The organism is Campylobacter sp. CN_NE2, from assembly GCF_027797465.1.
Lineage (GTDB): Bacteria > Campylobacterota > Campylobacteria > Campylobacterales > Campylobacteraceae > Campylobacter_B.
The window spans coordinates 1,477,980-1,498,865 of the sequence record NZ_CP115608.1 but is presented as its reverse complement, the minus strand read 5'-3'; the positions used below and the strand labels follow the sequence as shown (position 1 = coordinate 1,498,865).

The 20,886-nt window shown below is 36.4% G+C and carries 21 protein-coding genes; 6 read left to right on the top strand and 15 right to left on the bottom strand.

What is annotated here, in order from left to right; all coding sequences use genetic code 11:
- Positions 1-143: 143 nt before the first annotated feature.
- Entirely contained in the window at positions 144-1,358 is a 1,215-nt protein-coding gene (murD, locus tag PF028_RS07525; RefSeq protein ID WP_270860587.1) for a UDP-N-acetylmuramoyl-L-alanine--D-glutamate ligase, read from the bottom strand.
- Positions 1,359-1,362: 4 nt separating this feature from the next.
- On the bottom strand, positions 1,363-2,427 hold the full coding sequence (gene mraY, locus PF028_RS07520; protein ID WP_270860586.1) for a phospho-N-acetylmuramoyl-pentapeptide-transferase: 1,065 nt from the start codon (positions 2,425-2,427) through the stop codon (positions 1,363-1,365).
- A gap of 78 nt (positions 2,428-2,505) precedes the next feature.
- Between mraY and gpmI the strand changes: the two genes are divergently transcribed.
- Positions 2,506-3,969: a 2,3-bisphosphoglycerate-independent phosphoglycerate mutase gene (gene gpmI, locus PF028_RS07515; protein WP_270860585.1), complete on the top strand. Its 1,464-nt coding sequence runs from the start codon at positions 2,506-2,508 to the stop codon at positions 3,967-3,969.
- Between the two features lie 48 nt (positions 3,970-4,017).
- Here the strand turns inward: gpmI and ccoS are convergent, their stop codons facing one another.
- The 3 genes from ccoS to PF028_RS07500 are packed head-to-tail and all read right to left on the bottom strand — an operon-like array spanning position 4,018 to position 7,300.
- Positions 4,018-4,248 (bottom strand): cbb3-type cytochrome oxidase assembly protein CcoS, encoded by a 231-nt coding sequence (ccoS, locus tag PF028_RS07510; protein ID WP_270860584.1) that lies wholly within the window; start codon positions 4,246-4,248, stop codon positions 4,018-4,020.
- Positions 4,248-4,913, bottom strand: a complete 666-nt coding sequence (locus PF028_RS07505; protein ID WP_270860583.1) for a hypothetical protein — start codon at positions 4,911-4,913, stop codon at positions 4,248-4,250. The genes ccoS and PF028_RS07505 overlap by 1 nt, the downstream gene beginning before the upstream one ends.
- The gene (locus PF028_RS07500) at positions 4,910-7,300 is read right to left on the bottom strand and encodes a heavy metal translocating P-type ATPase (protein ID WP_270860582.1); all 2,391 of its coding nucleotides are present in this window, start codon (positions 7,298-7,300) and stop codon (positions 4,910-4,912) included. Before PF028_RS07500 ends, PF028_RS07505 begins: the two co-directional genes overlap by 4 nt.
- A gap of 128 nt (positions 7,301-7,428) precedes the next feature.
- On the opposite strand from PF028_RS07500, the gene PF028_RS07495 reads away from it, so the two are divergent.
- Both PF028_RS07495 and rho read left to right on the top strand, forming a co-directional pair.
- On the top strand, positions 7,429-7,812 hold the full coding sequence (locus tag PF028_RS07495) for a hypothetical protein (protein ID WP_270860581.1): 384 nt from the start codon (positions 7,429-7,431) through the stop codon (positions 7,810-7,812).
- Positions 7,813-7,912: 100 nt separating this feature from the next.
- Positions 7,913-9,235 (top strand): transcription termination factor Rho, encoded by a 1,323-nt coding sequence (gene rho, locus PF028_RS07490; protein WP_270860580.1) that lies wholly within the window; start codon positions 7,913-7,915, stop codon positions 9,233-9,235.
- Positions 9,236-9,279: 44 nt separating this feature from the next.
- Here rho and PF028_RS07485 read toward each other — a convergent pair whose 3' ends face one another.
- The 10 genes from PF028_RS07485 to PF028_RS07440 form a co-directional block, all read right to left on the bottom strand.
- Positions 9,280-9,741, bottom strand: coding sequence for a hypothetical protein (locus PF028_RS07485; RefSeq protein WP_270860579.1), 462 nt, complete (start codon positions 9,739-9,741; stop codon positions 9,280-9,282).
- Positions 9,742-9,915: 174 nt separating this feature from the next.
- Positions 9,916-10,851 (bottom strand): acetyl-CoA carboxylase carboxyl transferase subunit alpha, encoded by a 936-nt coding sequence (gene accA / locus PF028_RS07480; RefSeq protein WP_270860578.1) that lies wholly within the window; start codon positions 10,849-10,851, stop codon positions 9,916-9,918.
- Between the two features lie 2 nt (positions 10,852-10,853).
- Positions 10,854-12,071 carry a beta-ketoacyl-ACP synthase II gene (locus PF028_RS07475; RefSeq protein WP_270860577.1) on the bottom strand — a complete coding sequence of 406 codons (1,218 nt, stop codon included), beginning with the start codon at positions 12,069-12,071 and terminating at the stop codon, positions 10,854-10,856.
- A 14-nt stretch (positions 12,072-12,085) separates the two neighbouring features.
- Positions 12,086-12,319 (bottom strand): acyl carrier protein, encoded by a 234-nt coding sequence (gene acpP / locus PF028_RS07470; protein ID WP_270860576.1) that lies wholly within the window; start codon positions 12,317-12,319, stop codon positions 12,086-12,088.
- A gap of 66 nt (positions 12,320-12,385) precedes the next feature.
- Positions 12,386-13,129: a 3-oxoacyl-ACP reductase FabG gene (gene fabG, locus PF028_RS07465; protein ID WP_270860575.1), complete on the bottom strand. Its 744-nt coding sequence runs from the start codon at positions 13,127-13,129 to the stop codon at positions 12,386-12,388.
- A gap of 86 nt (positions 13,130-13,215) precedes the next feature.
- Positions 13,216-13,857, bottom strand: a complete 642-nt coding sequence (locus tag PF028_RS07460; RefSeq protein ID WP_270860574.1) for an HAD family hydrolase — start codon at positions 13,855-13,857, stop codon at positions 13,216-13,218.
- A 63-nt stretch (positions 13,858-13,920) separates the two neighbouring features.
- Positions 13,921-14,913 (bottom strand): OmpA family protein, encoded by a 993-nt coding sequence (locus tag PF028_RS07455; RefSeq protein ID WP_270860573.1) that lies wholly within the window; start codon positions 14,911-14,913, stop codon positions 13,921-13,923.
- Positions 14,914-15,049: 136 nt separating this feature from the next.
- Positions 15,050-15,439 (bottom strand): 30S ribosomal protein S9, encoded by a 390-nt coding sequence (gene rpsI, locus PF028_RS07450; RefSeq protein ID WP_270860572.1) that lies wholly within the window; start codon positions 15,437-15,439, stop codon positions 15,050-15,052.
- A 2-nt stretch (positions 15,440-15,441) separates the two neighbouring features.
- Entirely contained in the window at positions 15,442-15,867 is a 426-nt protein-coding gene (gene rplM / locus PF028_RS07445) for a 50S ribosomal protein L13 (protein ID WP_270860571.1), read from the bottom strand.
- Positions 15,868-16,015: 148 nt separating this feature from the next.
- Positions 16,016-17,674: an L-lactate permease gene (locus PF028_RS07440; RefSeq protein ID WP_270860570.1), complete on the bottom strand. Its 1,659-nt coding sequence runs from the start codon at positions 17,672-17,674 to the stop codon at positions 16,016-16,018.
- Between the two features lie 407 nt (positions 17,675-18,081).
- On the opposite strand from PF028_RS07440, the gene PF028_RS07435 reads away from it, so the two are divergent.
- Genes PF028_RS07435 through PF028_RS07425 form a run of 3 tightly spaced genes read left to right on the top strand, consistent with a single transcriptional unit; the run spans position 18,082 to position 20,856 of the window.
- Positions 18,082-18,819 carry a (Fe-S)-binding protein gene (locus PF028_RS07435; RefSeq protein ID WP_270860569.1) on the top strand — a complete coding sequence of 246 codons (738 nt, stop codon included), beginning with the start codon at positions 18,082-18,084 and terminating at the stop codon, positions 18,817-18,819.
- Entirely contained in the window at positions 18,816-20,243 is a 1,428-nt protein-coding gene (locus PF028_RS07430) for a LutB/LldF family L-lactate oxidation iron-sulfur protein (RefSeq protein WP_270860568.1), read from the top strand. Before PF028_RS07435 ends, PF028_RS07430 begins: the two co-directional genes overlap by 4 nt.
- Positions 20,236-20,856: a LutC/YkgG family protein gene (locus PF028_RS07425; protein ID WP_270860567.1), complete on the top strand. Its 621-nt coding sequence runs from the start codon at positions 20,236-20,238 to the stop codon at positions 20,854-20,856. The genes PF028_RS07430 and PF028_RS07425 overlap by 8 nt, the downstream gene beginning before the upstream one ends.
- Positions 20,857-20,886 lie beyond the last annotated feature (30 nt).

The window sequence follows — 20,886 nt, the reverse complement described above, 5'->3', positions numbered from 1 at the left end:
CTCGGAGATTTTATCAATTACTTCCTTAAATTTTCTATTAAACTAAGGATTTTTATGGGACTAGTTATCATTATGTAACAATTTTACACGAATTTAAGCTAATTAAAAACTTTCTAATTACATTTTAAATTTTAAGCAAAAAATTAAAAATTAATTTTATATAAATTTGTTACATATTCTTTGAATTTATCGCCACGCTCGGCGTAAGATTTAAATTGATCCAAACTAGCACAGGCTGGACTAAGTAACGCGATTTCATCACTAGAATTTGCATAGTTTTTATGAATTTTCTCTACTGCAACATTTAAAAATTCGCATTTAACGGCACTTATATTAAATTTTTCGCATAAATTCATCAATTTTTGGGTGTTTGAGCCGATTGCATAAACGCAAATTTGCAAATTTAAAAGTTCCTTAAAAAGTGGCTCTAAATCCACTCCTTTATCATCTCCGCCTAAAATGATATGAATTTTTTTATCTTTGTATCTGCGAAGTGCCTGAATTGCGGCGTCTAAATTTGTCGCCTTCGTGTCATTTACCCAAATTCGCCCAAATTTATCGCTAAACTCTTCAAGTTTATTATTTTCAATCACAAATTTATTTAAAAGCGAAATATTAGCTTTATCAAAAAGAATTTTTTCCATACAAAGTGCCATAACAGCGTCCATCAAAAAAGGCACTTTAAAATTTATCTCACTCAAATTCAAACCAAAAAATTTAGCCAAATCTTCTTCATTTTCATAGCCGATGACTTTTGCAAGACTAGGCGTGTTTGCATACGCTTTTGGCACGATTGCCACGCTTCCTTCGCCCATAGTTTTTAAAGGCTTTAACTTTGCCTTTTCATACTCGCTAAAATCGCCATGCCATGATAAATGATCGGGCGTAATGGGAAGCAAGATATAAATATCTGGTCTAGAAAATTTAGTGTAATGAATAGTAAAAGAACTAGTTTCTAAGACCCAAATTTTGGCATTTTTGTCCAAATTTGCCAAAGGCACACCAACATTTCCGCCCATAGCTGAGCCATAATTTTCTAGCAAAGACTGCGTCATTTGCGTGGTAGTTGTTTTGCCGTTAGTTCCGCTTATCCAAATTTTAACACCGTTAAAATCATCAAAATAATCATATTCGCTGATTAAATTTTTTGCTTTTTGAACTAACTCGTGAGTTCGTGGAAAGCCCGGACTTGGGATTTCAAGCTCACTTGAATTTGCGTTAAATTCGCTAGGATTTAAAAGATTATTCCCAAATTCGTCCTTCGAATTTGAGCTAAATTTATCATCATAAATGTCCCAACCGCCGCTTTTAGCGATTGCTTTTGTAGTTAGTCCATATCCAAAAAGAGATTTTTTCATATTTTTACCTTAATTTTAACGAAGTTAAAGCGATGATATTCATAAGTAGCGCAATTATCCAAAAACGGATTATGATTTTATTTTCCGCCCAGCCTTTTAGCTCAAAATGGTGATGAATAGGCGACATTAAAAAAATTCGTTTTTTTCGTATTTTAAAACTAGCAACCTGCAAAATCACGGACAAAGTCTCCATAACAAAAACCCAACCGATGATGATTAGTAAAAATTCATTTTTGGTTACAATGCCCGTATAGCCGATAAATGCACCCACGCTTAGGCTTCCGCTATCGCCCATAAAAACCTCTGCCGGATAGCAGTTATACCACAAAAAGCCTAGTAATGCCCCCACTAACGCAGAAGCGATAATGCAAAGTTCGCCCACACCGCTAACTTTTGGCAAAAGCAAATATGATGAAAACTCAGCATGTCCGCACAAATAGGCAAAAATTCCAAGACTTATCAATGAAAATACCGACGGAATCGTCGCTAAGCCGTCCAAGCCGTCTGTCAAATTTACCGAATTTGAAGCTGCCGTCATCACCAAAAGCCAAAAAATCACGGCAAAAAACCATAAATTTATGATAGGGAATTTATAAAACGGCAGATAAAGTTCTGTCGTAAGGTCGCTAAAAAAGAAAAGCAAAAACGCAATCAGCGCCGAAATGAAAAGCTGAAATGCGAATTTGGCTCTTGCCGATAAGCCGTCGTGGTTTTTTCCGCCTGTGATTTTGGCAAAATCATCTTTAAAACCTAAAAATGAAAAACCCAAAAGGCATAAAATTCCGCCCACGACATAAACATTATTAAATTTAGCGCAAATCAAACTTGCAATCACGGTTGCTGTTATAAAAACGATTCCGCCCATTGTCGGCGTTGATTTTTTGGCTTGATGAGTTTTTGGAGCAAGTTCGTAAATGGGTTGCTCTGCCTTTTTCTTTTGCGCCCATTTTATGAATTTTGGCATCAAATAAATCGTAACAAAAAACGCTATAAAAAACGCTATACCGCTTCGTACAGTGGTATATGAAAAAAAGTGCATATTGAAAAATTTTGCAATCGCATAAAGCATAAAAATCGACCTTTAAACTAATGAAAGCAAAATTATATTAAAATATTGCTTTTATATTTTTGAAAACGGAAAAAATTTATGAAACAAAAAACGATTTTAGTCATAACTGACGGCATAGGTTCAAATTCAAGCGATAAATTTAACGCTTTTGCAAATGCAAAAAAACCAAATTATGATTATTTTTTTAAAAATGTTCCAAATTCGCTTTTAAAAACTTCGGGACTAGCTGTTGGCTTACCGGACGGGCAAATGGGAAACTCCGAAGTCGGACACATGACCATCGGCAGCGGGCGAATTTTGTATCAAAATTTGGTAAAGGTTGATAGGGCTATCGAAAAAAATGAGTTAAAAGATAATGAAGCTTTAAAAAATTTGCTAAAAATTTGCAAAAATATTCATGTTATAGGTTTATACAGCGACGGCGGCGTGCATTCGCATTTAAGGCACTTTGATGCGATTATGCAAATCGCAGTTGATAACGGTTGCAAGGCTTACGCTCACGCTATCACAGACGGGCGAGATGTAAGTCCTACTAGCGGGATTGAATTTATCAAACATTTAGATGAGAAATTCGGTGTAGCTACCATTTGTGGCAGATTTTATGCAATGGATAGGGATAAGCGTTGGGATAGAGTGCAAAAGGCTTATGAAGTCATAAAAACCAGTGCAAACAAAAGCGAACTAAGCCCAAGCGAATATATGCAAAATTCCTACGCTAACGGCATTACGGACGAATTTATCGAACCTGTTAGTTTCGGCGAATTTAAGGGAATTAGCAAAGATGACGGCATAATTTTTATAAATTTTAGAAACGATAGAGCAAGAGAGATTTGCTCGGCTTTGTCGCTACCAAATTTTAGCGAATTTGAACGCAGCGAAAATGTAGCAAACTTAATAACGCTTACAAACTATGATGATAATTTTAAATTTCCGGTAATGTTCGCAAATGACGATATAAACGATACTTTAAGTGAAATCGTAGCACGAAACGGGTTAAGCCAACTCCATACAGCCGAAACCGAAAAATACGCCCATGTAACTTTCTTTTTCAACGGCGGAAAAGAAGAGCCAAATTTAAACGAAAGTAGAATTTTAATACCAAGCCCAAAGGTTAAAACTTATGACGAAAAGCCCGAAATGTCGGCTTACGAAGTTTGCGATGCAGTAGTTAAAGGCATAAAAGGCGGCGAAGATTTTATCGTTGTAAATTTCGCAAACGGCGATATGGTCGGACACACAGGCAACTACGAAGCCGCCGTAAAAGCTGTCGAGGCAGTCGATGAGTGCTTGGGTAAAATTTTTGCGGCTGCCAAAGAAGAAGGATATGCCTATATGCAAATTTCAGATCACGGCAACTGCGAAGAAATGCGTGATGAAAACGGCGAAATGCTGACAAATCACACGACTTATGATGTTTTTTGCTTTGTTTATGCAAACGGAGTTGAAAAAATCGCAAACGGCGGTCTTAGCAATGTCGCTCCAACAATCTTAAAAATCATGGGGCTTGAAATCCCAAAGGTTATGGATAAGGCTCTGTTTTAAAAAATTTATTTGCCCTAAATTCGCCAAATTTAGGGCAAATTTAAAATCTCAATCCGGCGGAGAGTAGTTTTTTTCGCGTTTTTTTAACGCTTCTTTGCGTTTTTGCTCCATTTTTACGGCTTCATTTAGGGCTTCTTCGCTGTCATATTGTGTGCCGTCTAAAAACTTTGAGTAGTCTTCAAACTGCTTTGTTTTTATCCCCCAAAGAAGCGCCCCAAGCGCAATAAAACCTAAAATCGTCGAAATGCCTATCATAATGGCTAAAATTCCGCTATCCATTATTTTCCTTTTTCAGTAATTGACATATAAATTCTCCAAATATCATCGGCTTTGTTTTCGCTATTTTCATCTTTTTGGCAAATTCCAAATGTTCCGTTATAGCAATTTATAAGTTTAATGCAGTCCATTTTCTCGCCATTTTGACAAGATTGCTTGGTTAGTTTTTCAAATTTTTCTAGGTGAATTTCAACCATATTTTTATTTTTTGGCAAAACTTCAAAACACTCATGTGTCCCGTTACAGCGATTTTGCCAAAGTGCCATTTGATAACAAGCAAGTCCGTTTTTATCATCACATTTTTTTCTTAATTCATCAAAACCTTTTTTGAAAATTTCTTTATTTTGAATTTGCTTTGTTAAAATATCGCCTTTATAAAAAGCCAAATTTATACATGCTATTGCGTTGTTGCCGCTTTCACAGGCTATTTTGCTAAGCTCTTTTGCTTTTTTGAAATCAAGCTTTAAATTTATACTTTTTGCATATTTTTCATCAGAATAAAATTTTGCCAAAGTATTACATTTATTAAAATTACCGTTTTCACACTCGATTTTTACGCTCTCAAATATTTTTTTCATACGAGTTGAGTTTAAATCAATCATTTCGGCATAATCTTGCCTAGCAAGCCCAAACACCACAAAAATCATCAAAAAAAGTGCGTTTTTCATCTCGTCGCCCTTTTAATTCTCATCGAATTTAGCACGACCAAAACCGAGCTTAAACTCATCGATAATGCCGCAAACAGCGGTATTATAAAGCCACAAACCGCTAACGGGATAGTTAAAGCGTTATAAACGAGCGAAAAAGCCAAATTTTGTTTTATCGTTTTGAAAGTTTTTTTGGCTATTAAAATCGTTTCGCTCAGGCTAGCCAAATCGTCCCGCATTAGCACGACATCGCTTTTTGCGATACTTATGTCAGCACCGCTTCCAAGAGCGATTCCCACAGCCGCACTCAAAAGCGCAGCTGCGTCATTTACGCCATCGCCTACCATAACGACGCTTTTGCCTTGCGAATTTAGCGAATTTATAAATTCAGACTTTTCATCTGGCAAAAGCGAAAATTTGTAATTTTTTATACCCAAATTTTGCGCTACACTTCGCACGGCATTTTCACTATCGCCGCTTAAAATATAAATTTCTAAACCTAAATTTTTTAGTTTAGCTACGACCGACGGCGCGTCTTTTCGAATTTCATCGTTTAGGCTAAATTTGGCCTTTATCTCGCCACTGAGTGCGAAAAAATACTCAGTCGCACCCAAACTTTGGCATTTTATGCCATTTTCTTGCATAAATTTTGAATTTCCGCCCAAAATTTGCAAATTTTTAAATTTGGCTTTAATTCCCTTTGCCGCGATATTTTCAACGCTTTCGATAAGCACTTCATTTTTTAGTTCATCTTTAAAATTTTCGCTTACAAATTTAGCAACTGCCGTGCTTACAGGGTGATTTGAGCTTTTTAAAAGCGCAAAAAGCAAATTTTTATCAAATTCTTCTAAAATTTCAAATTCGCCAACTTGCAAATTTCCGCTTGTTAGCGTTCCTGTTTTGTCAAACACCACGCAGTCGCATTTGGCGATAGTTTCGATGATTTTGGCTTCTTTAAAAATTATCCCCTTTTTTAAGCCGGAACTTAGCCCTACAAGCGTGCCAACAGGCGTTGCTAAACCCAAAGCACAGGGACATGCTATTATAATGACTGAGACTGCGATAATGATAGCAGTTTGCAAATTTGCATTAAACAGCCAAAATAAAAATGTAAAAAAAGCAATGCTTAAAATCGTAATTGAAAATTTTGCCGAAATTTGATTTACCAAAAGCTCTATTTTTGGCTTTTTTAGACTAGCATTTTCTAGCAAATTTATGATTTTGTTTAGCACGGACGAGCTAAAATTTGCACTCGCTTTATATCTAATCGAGCCGTCAATGCAAACCGCACCGCTTGTGATAAAATCGCCTTTTTCTTTGCTTACAGGGATACTTTCGCCGTTTAAACTAGCATAATCAAAACTCCCGCTTCCGCTGATAATATCGCCGTCGATTAACACTTTTTGCCCCGAATTTATGAGAATTTCATCTCCAAGCGCGACTTCGTTTGGATTTTTGCTTACAAATTTGTCCCCTACTTTTACCATGACAGCGCCCGTAACCATATTTGAGAGCGAATCAAGGTTATCGACGGCTTGTTTTTTACTTAAAATTTCAAGATATTTGCCGATAAAAACGAAAGTGATTATCATCGCAACTGAATCAAAATAAACTTCTCCGCTTCTTGCAAACATCGCATATAGCGAATAAATATAGACAATCGTTACGCCTGTTGAAATTAGCAAATCCATATTCGCCGAGCGATTTTTTATCGCAAAATACGCACCCTTATAAAACGCACTTCCTGTGTAAAATAGCACGGGCGTAGCTAAAACAAACTCCGCAAAGTGTAAAATATCCTTAACTTTTGCATCAATCCCGCTAAAATAGCCACTATAAAGCGCAACCGCAATCCACATTATATTCATAACGCAAAAAATACCAACCAAAAGTTTAGCGTAAAATTCACGGCGTTGCGAATTTATGCGAGTTTCGGCAGTTTTTGGGTCGTAAGGATACGGATTGTAGCCGATTGCTTGAATTTTATTAAAAATTTCAGCTAAACTCGTCTGCGTTTCGTCCCAAACGATTTTGGCTTTGTTTGTTGTTGCGTTTATGGACGCTTCTACGATTCCTGCGGTATTAAAAAGCACTTTTTCATTTAGCCACACACACGCCGTGCAGTGAATTCCATCAATGATGATAAAAATTTCGTTAAATCCATCAGCCGTTTTTCGCACAAAATTATCATAAATTCCTTGCGTTTCGTTTGCGCTAAATTCGCGAATTTTTGCAGCATTTAGCGTGTTTTTGCCAAGACGATTATAAAAATCGTCAAGCCCATTTTCTTTTAAGAGATAAAAAACTTGTTTGCAGCCGTTACAGCAAAATTTATTTCCGATTTCATCGATCATAAGGGCATTTTCATCAAAACTCTGACGACAATGCGAACATTTTTCGTGTGCCATTTTTCTCTTTTTTATTACATTTTAATTTCAAATTTAAACGAAATTATGGCAAAAATTTCCTACAAATTTGCTTATTTTGGCTGTTTTAAATTTGCAAATTTTAATCACAAATTTGCTATCATCACAAAATGAACGCTTTTATTTTAACTTTGATTTTTATTTTTTTCGAGTTTTGCGACATCGCTTTAAATCCGCAAACCGACTTCAAAAGCCTTGTAAATTCATATATCGCAAGGTATCAAAAAAGTCCGTTTCTGTTTTTTGCGACGCAGTTTAATTTTTTATTTTTAACTTTTTGCATTTTTTATTTTGGAATTTATGCACTTTTTGTGCTTTATGCGTTTTATATTTTAGACCTGCTAACTAAGCTAATTTTTATCAAAAATTCATTTTCAAATGACGAAAATAGCGAAATAAATCAAATGCTTGATATGAATTTTAAATTTACAAAAATGCAAAGAATTTTTATCGCACTTGCCTGTTCGGCTGTATTTTTCGTGCTGGTAATTTAATAAATTTATTGACAAAAAAGCTAAATTTTACTAAAATCAAAACTTCAAAACTCATTTGAAACTTACAATCCCACATTTTCTAAATTTATGAAGAGGAAAAATGGAAAACACAAATACAAATAATGTTGCTCCTAGCAAAAAACAACACGCTAGAACGCATATACCGGTCGATGGCTATCAAATCGAAGAACTAAGATCGCTTGATCTTGATAATTTAGTTAAAATCGCCGAAGAGCTCGGCATTGAAAATCCGCGTGAATTTCGTCGCCAAGATTTGGTTTTTGAAATTTTAAAAATGCAGACGAAACAAGGCGGTTTTGTCCTATTTACAGGAATTCTCGAAGTTACAAACGAAGGATACGGTTTTTTAAGAGGGATTGATTCAAATCTCACAGATAGTGTAAATGACGCCTATGTAAGTCTGTCGCAAATTCGCAAATTCGCACTTCGCGTGGGCGATATAGTAACAGGTCAGGTGCGTGAGCCAAAAGAGCAGGAAAAATACTACGCGCTTTTAAAAATCGAAGCGATAAATTATAAATCAATCAACGAAGCCAAAGAACGACCGCTTTTTGACAACCTTACCCCGCTTTTCCCGACTGAAAAACTAAAACTCGAATACGATCCGATGAAGCTAACGGGGAGAGTTTTGGATTTATTTACGCCTATCGGAAAAGGTCAAAGAGCGCTTATCACAGCTCCGCCACGAACCGGAAAAACTGAGCTTATGAAAGAGCTTGCTAACGGCATTTCAAAAAACCACCCAGAAGTCGAGCTTATGGTGCTACTCGTCGATGAGCGCCCAGAAGAAGTAACCGACATGCAACGAAGCGTTAAAGGCGAAGTTTTTAGTTCGACCTTTGATTTACCCGCGTTTAACCATGTTCGCGTAGCAGAACTCGTCATCGAAAAGGCAAAACGCGCCGTCGAAATGGGCAAAGATGTCGTTATTTTGCTTGATAGTATTACTCGTTTAGCACGAGCTTATAACACCGTTGCCCCAAGTAGCGGAAAAGTGCTAAGTGGTGGCGTTGATGCAAACGCACTTCACAAACCAAAACGCTTTTTTGGTGCTGCACGAAATATCGAATTTGGCGGAAGTTTAACTATTATCGCAACTGCCTTGATAGAAACCGGCTCTCGCATGGACGATGTTATTTTTGAAGAATTTAAAGGCACGGGAAATAGCGAAATGATTTTGGATAGAAATATCTCAGATCGCCGAATTTACCCTGCGATAAATATCATAAAATCAGGCACAAGAAAAGAAGAGTTGCTTCAAAATCCTGTTGATTTGCAAAAAATTTGGGCGATTCGCTCGGCGATTTCGACTATGGACGACATCGAGGCGCTTAAATTTTTATACGCAAAAATGCTAAAAACTAAAAACAACGAAGAACTTTTATCGATTATGAACGAGTAGATTAATTTTGCTTTTGCTTTCACGCAAAAGCAAAATTTTAATTTTTATTTTACATACCCTATCGGAAAGATTTTTTTGTCTTTATACCAATCTAGATTATGAAACACTTTGCAAATTTCTTTTTTCTTATTTATATCTTCTGTTATAAAAAAATATTCGTTTCCTTTTTGTTTCACAGTCATCTCGGCACACTTCTCTTCTCCTACGAGAAATTTGATAGGTTTACCTACTTTGATTTTTTCCTTTAATGCACTATCTTCAAAATTGTTATGATTTGATGTCATAGATTCTAAAGTTCCAAATTCTAAACGAAGTCCAGCCATATAATAAGATCTAATTTCATTTAAAGTATGTCTAAACCTATCTGCGTTCCAAACAGCCGTCGCTTCGAGTTCTGTTTTTTCCCGAACACTATCTTCGTTAGTATCTTTGCTAGTAGCTTCGACATCATCGCCACAACCGATTAAGAAAAACATAGCAAAAAACGCTAAAAGTAATTTTTTCATAAAAACTCCTTAGTAAGTAATGAATTATAGCCCCCACCCTATTAAAATTTGCTAAATTTAAGCTTAATACGATAAATTTGTGCGTAAATAATCGGAATTTATAAAATTTAAGATGATTTTTGAATATAAATTTGCAATAAATTTAATAAAAAGAATTTTGAGTAATTTATAAAACTACTCTTTAAAAGCGCCTAAATTTAAGATTTTTTCTTGTCTTTTTGCTACAAGCTGTTCAGGCGAGAGAAGCTCTAATTCTTTAAGCTCATTTAAAACATAATCCCCAAGAGCTTTTGCGGCTCCTGCTTTATCTCTGTGTGCGCCGTTTTTCGGTTCAGCGATAACTGCGTCTATCAAATTTAGATTTTTAAGCTCTTCTGCCGTGATTTTAAGTGCCTTTGTGGCAGCTTCGCTTTTAGCCGGATCGTTCCACAAAATAGCAGCACAGCCTTCCGGTGAAATAACAGAAAAAACCGAATTTTGTAGCATTGCTAAACGATCGGCAACGCCGATAGCCAAAGCCCCGCCGCTTCCGCCTTCGCCGATAACAACGGCGATAGTAGGAGTTTTTAAATCGCTTAAATCGCATAAATTTCGTGCTATGGCTTCGCTTTGTCCTCTCTCTTCTGCTCCGATTCCCGGATACGCCCCCGGAGTGTCGATCAAAAACAAAATAGGCAAACCAAATTTCTCAGCCATTTTAGCCACTCTTAGTGCCTTGCGATACCCTTCTGGGTGAGGCATACCGAAATTTCGAATTAGTTTGTATTTAGTTCCCCTGCCCTTTTGTTCGGCGATTACTACAAATTTTTTATCGCCTATCATACCGATAAAACAGACAATCGACGGATCATCTCTAAAAGCGCGATCCCCGTGAATTTCGTAATAATCTTTCAGTAACGCCCTAACATAATCAAGCGCATAAGGGCGATCAGGGTGTCTTGCAAGCTGTAATCGTTGGTATTCGTTTAAATTTTTATAGACTTTTGTTATTTCTTTTTCGAGATTTGCCTTTAAAATTTTAACGGCATCTTCATCGCCTTTAATCTTGGCACTTGTAATGTCATCATCAATCTGTTTTATAGACTTCTCGAAATCCAAATAACTAGCCATTTTTAAACCCTTTTAAAAATTACAGAGCCGTTCGTGCCGCCAAACCCAAATGAGTTACTCATAACGACATCGACAGTGGCTTTTCTGGCGACATTTGGGATATAATCCAAATCGCACTCGCTATCTTTTGAAATTTGATTTATGGTTGGAGGTAAAATTCCTTCTTGCATAGCAAGTAGGCTAACAACCGCTTCTATCGCACCTGCTGCACCAAGACAATGCCCTGTTTGCCCTTTTGTTGAGCTTACAGGCGGAACAGAGCTACCAAAAAGCTCTTTTAGAGCCGCTGTTTCGTTTTTATCATTTGCCGAAGTCGAAGTTCCGTGCGCATTTACATAATCAATTTTTGGTTTTCCTGCCATTTCATAAGCTTTTTTCATCGCTCTGTATGGACCATCAAGTGTTGGAGAAGTCATATGATATGCGTCTCCGCTCTCGCCAAAACCGATTAACTCGCCGTAAATTTTAGCTCCCCTTGCGACGGCATCTTCGTAAGTTTCTAAAACAAGTGCCGCTGCGCCTTCACCCATAACAAAGCCGTCTCGCTCCCCGTCAAACGGGCGCGAAGCGTGCTGCGGATCGTCATTTCGTGTTGAAAGTGCTTTCATCGCCGCAAAACCGCCGATTCCCACAGGGCAAATGGCTGCTTCTGCGCCGACAACTAGCATTTTTTTAGCTTCACCAATCATAATTGATTTTGCGGCTTCGCAAATAGCGTGAGTTGAAGCTGCACATGCAGTAACACTAGCTAAATTTGGACCTTTTAGCTTATGATAAATCGATACAAATCCGCCTAGCATATTTACAAGTGCCGATGGTATAAAAAACGGACTTATGCGTCTTGGCCCACGCTCCAAACAGACATTTGAATTTATCTCAATGTTCGGAAGTCCGCCGATACCCGCAGCAGAACTTACGCCAAATTCGTCATTATCAAATTCGCCATCTTTAAAATTCGCATCAGCCATAGCGTCCTTAGCAGCTTTTAAGCCAAGCTGGATAAATCTATCCATTTTTTTGACTTCTTTGCCGTCTTCAACGACACTAGTCGGATCGAAATCTTTAATCTCGGCTGCGATTTGAGCTGAAAATTCGCTCGGATCAAAATGAGTTATCTTGCAAACTCCCGTTTTACCTTCGCAAATATTTTTAAAACTGCTTTGTGCGTCAGAGCCGACAGAAGTTATCATACCGACGCCGGTTACCACCACTCGCTTCAAAACTATTCCTTTAATTATTTGTTTAAATTTTCAACAAATGTAACAACATCTTGAATGCTTAGCAATTTTTCTGCTTCGCTATCAGGAATTTCGATACCGAATTTTTCTTCCAAAGCCATTACTAGCTCAACTACATCAAGAGAATCAGCACCCAAATCTTCGATGATTTTAGATTCTAATTTAACAGCGTCAGCTGAAACGCTAAGTTGATCAACAACTACATCTCTTACATCTTCAAATACTGCCATTTTAAAGCTCCTTTTAAAAAATTAACTTTCAATTCTATAATATTTATCCTTAAAATTTACAAAAACCTACATATAAAGTCCGCCATTGACTTTTAAAACTTCGCCCGTAATGTAACTAGCGTTATCGCTTAATAAAAACGCAACGGCATTTGCGATGTCTTCGGTACTACCAAATCTTTTTAACGGAATATTATCTTCATAACTTTTTCGTACCTCATCGCTCAAAGCATCCGTCATATCAGTAGCGATAAATCCCGGTGTTACGCAGTTAAATCGCACACTTCTACTAGCGCCTTCTTTGGCAAAACTTTTGCTCATCGCTATCATTCCGCCTTTGCTTGCACTATAATTTACCTGACCGGCATTTCCCATTTCGCCGACTATTGAAGCAATATTTACAACCGAACCAAAGCGTTTTTTGCTCATCACTTTCAAAGCTTCGCGTGAGCCGATGAAAGCAGAAGTTAAATTTGCTTCGATTACGCTAGTAAAATCTTCTAGTTTCATACGAAGTGCCAGTTTATCGTTTGTAATTCCAGCGTTATTTACAAGATAGCTTAATTCGCCATCGCTTTCTATGATTAAATTTATTGCATTTGCAAATTCTTCTTCATTTGTCGCGTCAAATTTGATAACCGCTGCTTTCCCGCCACTCTTTTCGATTTCATTTTTTAGGGCGTCTGCGATTTCGGGTTTTGAGCGATAATTTATCCAAACTTTAAGCCCTAAATTTGCTAAATTTTTTGCGATTCCTGCGCCTATTCCACGACTTGCACCTGTTATTAAAACATTTTTTCCACTAAATTTCATATTTTACCTTTGTTTGAAAATTTTTTCGTATTATAGCAACTTATCGTAAATTTCTCGTATAAAAACTTTTTTATCGATATAAAAATTTAAAACAAATTTTTTATCAAATTCAGTGCTTCTAAGGGATTTTTGCAAACAAAATCGCAATGTTTTTCAAGCTCGTTTTGACTTCCGTATCCACAAAGCAAACCGATACTTTTTATACCCGCACTTTTTGCTGCGATTGCATCTAGCTTGGTATCACCCACCATAAAAGCATTTTGGTTAGATTTTTGCATTTTGTTTAAAGCATTTAAAATAGGCTCTGGATGTGGTTTTAAATTTATCGTGTCTTCCTTGCCAATAATGGTTTTGAAAAACCTATAAATTCCCAAGTGTTCAAGCAAAATGTGAGAAAATTTTGAAGTTTTGGTTGTAACCACGCCAAGATCTGCAAATTCATTTGCAAATTTGACCGCTTCGTAAGCAGTGTCCAACAAGGTCGTTTGATTTAAATAAATTTGCAAATATTTTTCTTTGTAGGCTTTTACAAATTCATCGATAAACTCATTTTTAACGCCCAAATTCGTAAACATTATATCAAGCGGATAACCGATTTGTGAAGTTATGGCTTCGTATTTTGGTTTGACAAAATCAAATTTATCAAAAGCATGATAAAACCCTGCTAAAATCGCAGAAGTAGAATCTATCAAAGTTCCGTCTAGATCAAATAAAATCGTTGGTTTCATTTTGGGAATAAAAAAAAAAGGCGGAGCTAAAAAGCCCCGCCCAAGAATTTATCAAAACAAGAATTATCGTCTAAATCTTGCATCAACGCGTCTATTTTGAGCGCGACCTTCTTTTGTAGCGTTTGTTGCGATTGGTTGAGTTTCGCCGTAACCTACGCTAGAAATTTTAGCAGCATCAACGCCGAAATTTTGAAGCGCACCAGCAACAGCAGCAGCTCTTTTTTCTGATAGTTTTTGGTTGTAAGCAGCTGAACCTGTGCTATCAGTGTGTCCTTCTAGGATAACTGAATAATCAGGATTATCTCCCATGAAGTTAGCAACTGTTTTAATTTCTTCCATATATTCTGGGCTGATTTTTGCGCTATCTGTTGCAAAATTTACACCTAGATTTAATCTAATAACTTTTTCGCAGCCGTATTCATCTACAACTACACCAGCAGGTGTACCAGGACATCTATCTACATTATCGCATACACCATCATTATCTTCATCTGCGCAACCAGCAGGAGTGGCGTCTGCATATCTTTTACCGAAATCAGCAGCAAAGCCAAGTGTGTAGAACAAGATATGGTTGCCATCATTAAATCTGATAGCATCTCTTGCTTCAAGTTTTGTTGCAAAATTGTCTGTCCAGTAGTATTTTAGACCTAGACCATATTGGCCAAAACCGCTATCATAATCTTCATTTGAAACTTTTGCGTTATAATCCATATAACCAAGACCTAGTAAGCCATAAAGTTTCAAATTATCAGTGAAATTTACAATGTTTTTTACAACATTTGCAAAATAATAATCTGCATCTGGTTCAACGGTGCTTGTAGCTTCATCTAAACCAATGCCGTTTGAGCGGTCATAACCAAGTTCGATTTGATCAATAAAAGAATTTTCTAAATTCTTAGCAATTCTCAAACCAAAAAGGAAAGCTTGATCAAGGTCCATGTTGCCTTCATGCATACTTCCACCGATTGTAGGGCTAATTTCCCAACCATAATTTGCTTCATTTGCCATAAGAGCAGTTGAAGCACATAAGCTTAATGCAAGTAAAACTTTTTTCATTAAACATCCTTTCAAAAAAAACTTATTTCTCAATTTTATCACAAAAATTAAAATCTTTTTTAAACAAATAAACTTTAATATTTGCTTGAAAAAAATCATTGATAAAATTTCCCGCAAAAATGCGGGAAATAAAATATTATCTTTTTGAAAATTGCGGGCTTCTTCTTGCCTTTCTTTTTCCAAATTTCTTTCTTTCTACTACACGAGAATCGCGAGTTAGCAAACCTTTTGGTTTTAATAAAGCTCTAAAATCTTTATCCATAGCAGCCAATGCTCTTGAAATTCCGTGCCTTAACGCCTCTGCTTGTGCTGAGTAACCACCACCCAATGTTTGCGCTGTTACATCCATTGAAGTTTCTTGTTTTGTAACTAAAAGTGGTTGAACAACTTTTAGTTTGATAGCTTCGTGTCCGCCAAGCCAAGTATTTAAATCCATACCATTTACGACGATTTTACCGCTTCCTGGTTTTACCCAAACCTTAGCTACGGCTGATTTTCTTTTTCCTGTTGCATAAACTGTTGCCATAATTATTTTCCTTTTTTAGTTGTTTGAGCAGTGTGCGGATGTTCGCTTCCTTCATAAACGAAAAGCTTTTTAATCATCTCTTTGCCAAGTTTTGTTTTTGGTAACATACCACGAACAGCAAGTTTGTAAAGTTTTACAGGATTGTTTTTCAACATATCTTCAAATTTGACGCTTTTTAAACTTCCGAAATATCCTGAATAACTATGATATAGTTTATCTTCACCTTTGTTTGCACCTGTAAAAACTGCTTTTGAAGCATTTATGATGATGACGCAATCGCCACAATCAACATTTGGAGTATAGTTTGGTTTGTGTTTGCCACGCAATAAAACTGCAACTTCGGTTAGCATTCTACCAAATCGTTTGCCTGTCGCATCTATAACGATCCAGTCGCGTTTTACTTCGCTAGGCTTAGTAATTTTTGTCATGTTTTCCGCCTTTGTAAAATTTGAAAGTGTGATTTTACAAAAAATAAACTTATAAGAAACTGAATTTAAGTTAAATTTAAAGAATTTTATTAAAAAGAGTGTGAAAGTGGGAATTCTACTATCAAAAATAGAATTCCCATTATTTTAATTATAACAATATTGTACCTAAAATAACAGCCAATATTACATAGAATATACAAGGTGCTAAGTTATAAGTAAGACATCTAGCCTCACCTTTACCTAACAAGCCGACTGTCGCACAAACAGCAACGATATTGTTGATACAAACCATATTACCGATAGCACCACCGACATTTTGAAGCGCAACAATAACTTCGGTTTTTAGACCAACAAGCGTAGCGGTTTCGTATTGAAGACCTGAGAAGAGCATGTTTGATACTGTGTTTGAACCAGAGAAAAACGCTCCAAGAACACCAACTAGCGGTGCAACAGCAACATAAGCTTGACCTGAAATATCGGCAAAGAATTTAGCCATAAGCTTAATCATAGAGTAGTTCGTTCCATCGACTGTTGTGCCGACATTTAGCATAAGTTGAACCAAAGCTAGACCTGCTGCTAGTGGAATTGCCGCTGCCGCAACTTGTTTGAAAGTTTTGCTCCAAGCCTCTTTTACATCTTCGCCACTCATTCTGTGTAAGAATATAGTAAGGATAGCAACCAAGATAAATGGAATAATACCTGGTAAATAGCCGTAGTTGAAGCTATATGCAGTGCCCGGAACGCCAAACATTAGGCTATCTGCGGTAAATAAATTTATCTTCCAGCTTTGTAGAATTGGTTTTAATCCGATTGCAGGAATACGAGTAACAACTAGTATAAATGAAATAAGGATATATGGTAACCATGCCATAAATAATGACATATCTTTTTTGCTAGTCTCTTCTACTTTGGCTTGTGTTGAGCCAATCCAATACTCTTGCCACTCAGCGCGAGGAGCAAAATCCCAATTATCTTTTGGTGTCATAAATCCGGCTTTTGCAGCTACAATAAGAATACCAAGAGATATAAGACCAGCAAGAAGCGATGGTAACTCAATACCCAAAAATTTCGCAGCTATCAAATAAGGAACTATGAAGCTTAAAGAAGCAAGCAATGCAAATGGCAATGCAGGGAAAGCATCTTTAAAGCTTTTGTTTTTACCAAATAGTTTTACCATTATCATAACAACGATAAAAGGAATAAAAATAGCACCTATTGAGTGGATAATAGCAGTGTTTGTGCTAACGGTAGTGATATATGAATCTATATTTCCACCGCTTCCTTCTACAAGACTTTGAACGGTAGTTTTAACACCAAATGTAGGGGTTCCAACCGCACCATAACTAACAGGAGAGCTGTTTAAAACCAGACATGCAAGAGCTGCACCAAGAGCTGGGAAACCAAGACCGACAAGAAGCGGAGCTGCCAAAGCAGCAGGTGTTCCAAAACCGGCAGCACCCTCAATAAAAGCACCAAATGCCCAACCAATAATCAACACTTGAACACGGCGGTCAGTTGAAATTTTGGTAAAGCCGTTGTTGATTGATTGCATAGCACCTGAGTATTTCATAGTGTTTAATATTAAAATGGCACCAAAGATGATAACCAAAATATCAAACGCCTTTAAAAAACCTAAAAGCACATAGGCTAAAACGCTAGTCCCATCAGCATTTACACTAAATGCAGACAGAGCAATGCCGATAGCTAAAAACATAGCGACACTAAGTGAAAGCCTAGAACTTAGTTTAAAACCTATCATCATAATTAAAATGACGATAATAGGTAAAAACGCCAACAAAGTATGCATCGTAGAACTCCTTTATAGAATTAGATTTCGAATCATCTATTAACAATTTTTATACGGGAATTATATCAAAAATTAATGAATAATAAACTAAAAAATAATTTAAATTTTTTTTTAAAAAAACAGCTTTAAGCAAAATATAATAAAAGCAAATTTGCAAATTATACACAGATAAAAAACAAATAAAAATAAGTAGTTATGCTTGTAAGTTGGGATTTACAAAGCAAATTTAAATTTTTTAAACTAGCTTTAACTAAACTTAATTTGATTTGGTTTGATTTGATAAAGTTATAAATTAGTTTAATATTAAAGCAAAATTTATTTTTTATTTAATGTTCAAATTTTCAAATTTATGTTAAAATTAACTTGTTGAATTTATTTTCACAAAATCATTTTGGAAAGGAGTAAAGGTGAGTAAGGTTTATTTTTTTGCAACCTGTCTTGGTAACGCAATCTACACGCAAACTGCCTTAAATGCTATCAAACTTTTAAGAAGAGAAGGCGTAGAAGTGATTTTCAAAAAAGACCAAACCTGTTGCGGACAACCAAGCTATAACACAGGTTATTTTGAAGATACCAAAAAAATAGCATTATATAACATGGATCTTTTTAAAGACAACTATCCTGTCATAGTTCCGTCAGGCTCATGTGCCGGAATGATGAAACACGATTATGTAGAGCTATTTATGGGTACAGAGTTTGAAGGTAAAGCCAAAGAATTTGGTTCTAGGGTCTATGATTTATGCGAATATTTAGACAAAGTTTTAAAAGCTAAATATGAAGACAAAGGCGAAAAAGTAAAAATTACTTGGCATTCAAATTGCCACGCCTTGCGAGTTCAAAAGTCAATTCAATCTGCAAAAAATTTATTAGCACAACTTAAAAATGTTGAATTAATAGATTTAGAAAGAGAAGAAGAATGCTGTGGATTTGGCGGAACTTTTGCGGTAAAAGAACCTGAAATTTCAAACGCAATGGTAAGTCAAAAAATAAAGTATATCGAAGAAAGCGGAGCTGAATTTTTAGTATCTGGTGACGGGGGTTGCTTGTTAAATATATCCGGAACTATGGGAAAAATGGGCTCAAAAGTAAAAGCAATACATTTGTATGACTTTTTAATAAAAAGAATTGAAGGGGAAAAGCTATGATGAATCATGAAAAATTAGTAAATCAAAAGCTTGCCGACAAGCAACTAAGAGAAAATTTAGATAAAGCTATGCACACTCTTCAAGGCAACAGAAACAGACTTAGCACTACAAAATTTAAAAATTTTGATGAGTTAAGAAGTAGGGCAAAAACTGTTAAAAATAACGCTCTTGCAACACTTGATGAAAGACTACTCGAATTTGAAGCAAATGCTACAAAAAATGGTATGAAAGTGCATTGGGCAGTAGATGGCGGTGAGGCAAATGAGATAATTTATCAAATTATAAAATCTCACAACGGAGACAAAGTTTTAAAGCAAAAAACAATGGCTAGTGAAGAAATTCACCTAAATCACTATCTAGAAGATAGAGGCGTCAAGGCTATGGAAACCGACCTTGGAGAGTTGATTATTCAATTAATCCAAGATCCGCCTGTGCATATCGTTGTTCCTGCGATTCATAAAAATCGTAATGAAGTCGGTAGAATTTTTCAAGAGCGATTAGGTGCGCCGTTAGAGAGCGAACCAGAAAAACTAAATGCAATCGCTAGAAATCACCTAAGAAACGCATTTAGAACGATGAAAATCGGTATTTCAGGTGCGAATTTTGGAATTAGCAAAGCAGGAGCTATTTGGTTGCTAGAAAACGAAGGTAACGGCAGAATGTGTACCACGGCTCCTGATGTGCATATCGTAATCTGTGGTATAGAAAAAGTTTTAGAGACATTTGAAGATGTAGTAAGTGCTCACTCTCCTGTTACTCCATCAGCCGTAGGTGCGCCTATTACTTGCTACAACAACATTATCACTGGTCCTAGAAAAGAGGGCGAACTAGACGGTCCAAAAGAAGTCCATGTTGTCTTATTAGATAACGGCAGAAGCGACATGCTAACCAATGAAGAATACTATGAAGCTTTAAGATGTGTTAGGTGCGGTGCCTGTATGAACTACTGCCCTGTTTATGATAAAATCGGTGGTCATACATATCATGCAGTCTATCCAGGACCAATCGGTGAAGTAATTAGCCCACAAATTTTCGGTATGGAAAAAAACGCAGATATTCTTAATTTCTGCTCACTTTGCGGTAGATGTAGCGAAGTTTGTCCTGTAAGAATTCCGTTGGCAGAAACAATCAGAAAGCTAAGAAGCAATAAAGTCGGTGAAGGTAAGAAAAAAGCAAAAGGTTCAGACTTGCTAGAACATAGCAAAATTGAAAGAATGGGATTTGCGGGATTTAGAATGGTTACAACAAACGGATTTATGTGGAGAAGCGGTATAAAAATGGGCTCAATGTTCTCAAATTTCGTTGTGAAACATGCAGATTCTATTCCTGTTGTAAAACTATGGACAAGACACAGAACGCCGCCTGTTTTAAAAGGAAATCTACACGCAGATGTCCAAAAAATCGAAGGAGTAATCTATGAGTAGCAAAGAGAAAATTTTAGCTAAAATTAGGTCAAATAGAGTAGCTAAAAGAACAGAGATTGAACCGCTAGATATAACTCATTTTGTCGCAAATGACGGCGATAAATATGAGAATTTTAAAACAAATTTGACAAATAATAAGGCTGTCGTTCATGAGACAGATGCAAAAGGACTTCAAGCAAAAGTTGAAGAAATCATCAAAACCGTCGGCGCAAAAACTGTCATGTTTGGTTCAGATTTACCGATAAAAACCGATAAATTAAAAGCAGACAAATTGCCGTTTGACAAACCGGTAAATGAGATAAGAGAAGAGGTTTTTGATGCCGATACTTCAATTATCCAAGCAAGACTTGGTGTTTCAAATTTCGGCGTATGTTGCGTGGTTAGCTCAAAAGAGCAACCAAGGCTTCTTAGTTTGCTTCCGACTAACTGCATTATTTTGCTTAAAAAAGATGCTCTTGTAGAAAGCCTTGATAAAGCCCTAGCAGAAGTTACAAAAGATGAGCTACCTACAAATATTATCTTTATCATGGGACCATCTCGCACGGCTGACATTGAGCTTATTACAGTTCTTGGTGTTCATGGCCCACAAAATGTCCATGTAGTGCTATACTAACGAATTTCCCCTTTTTAGGGGAAATTCAAC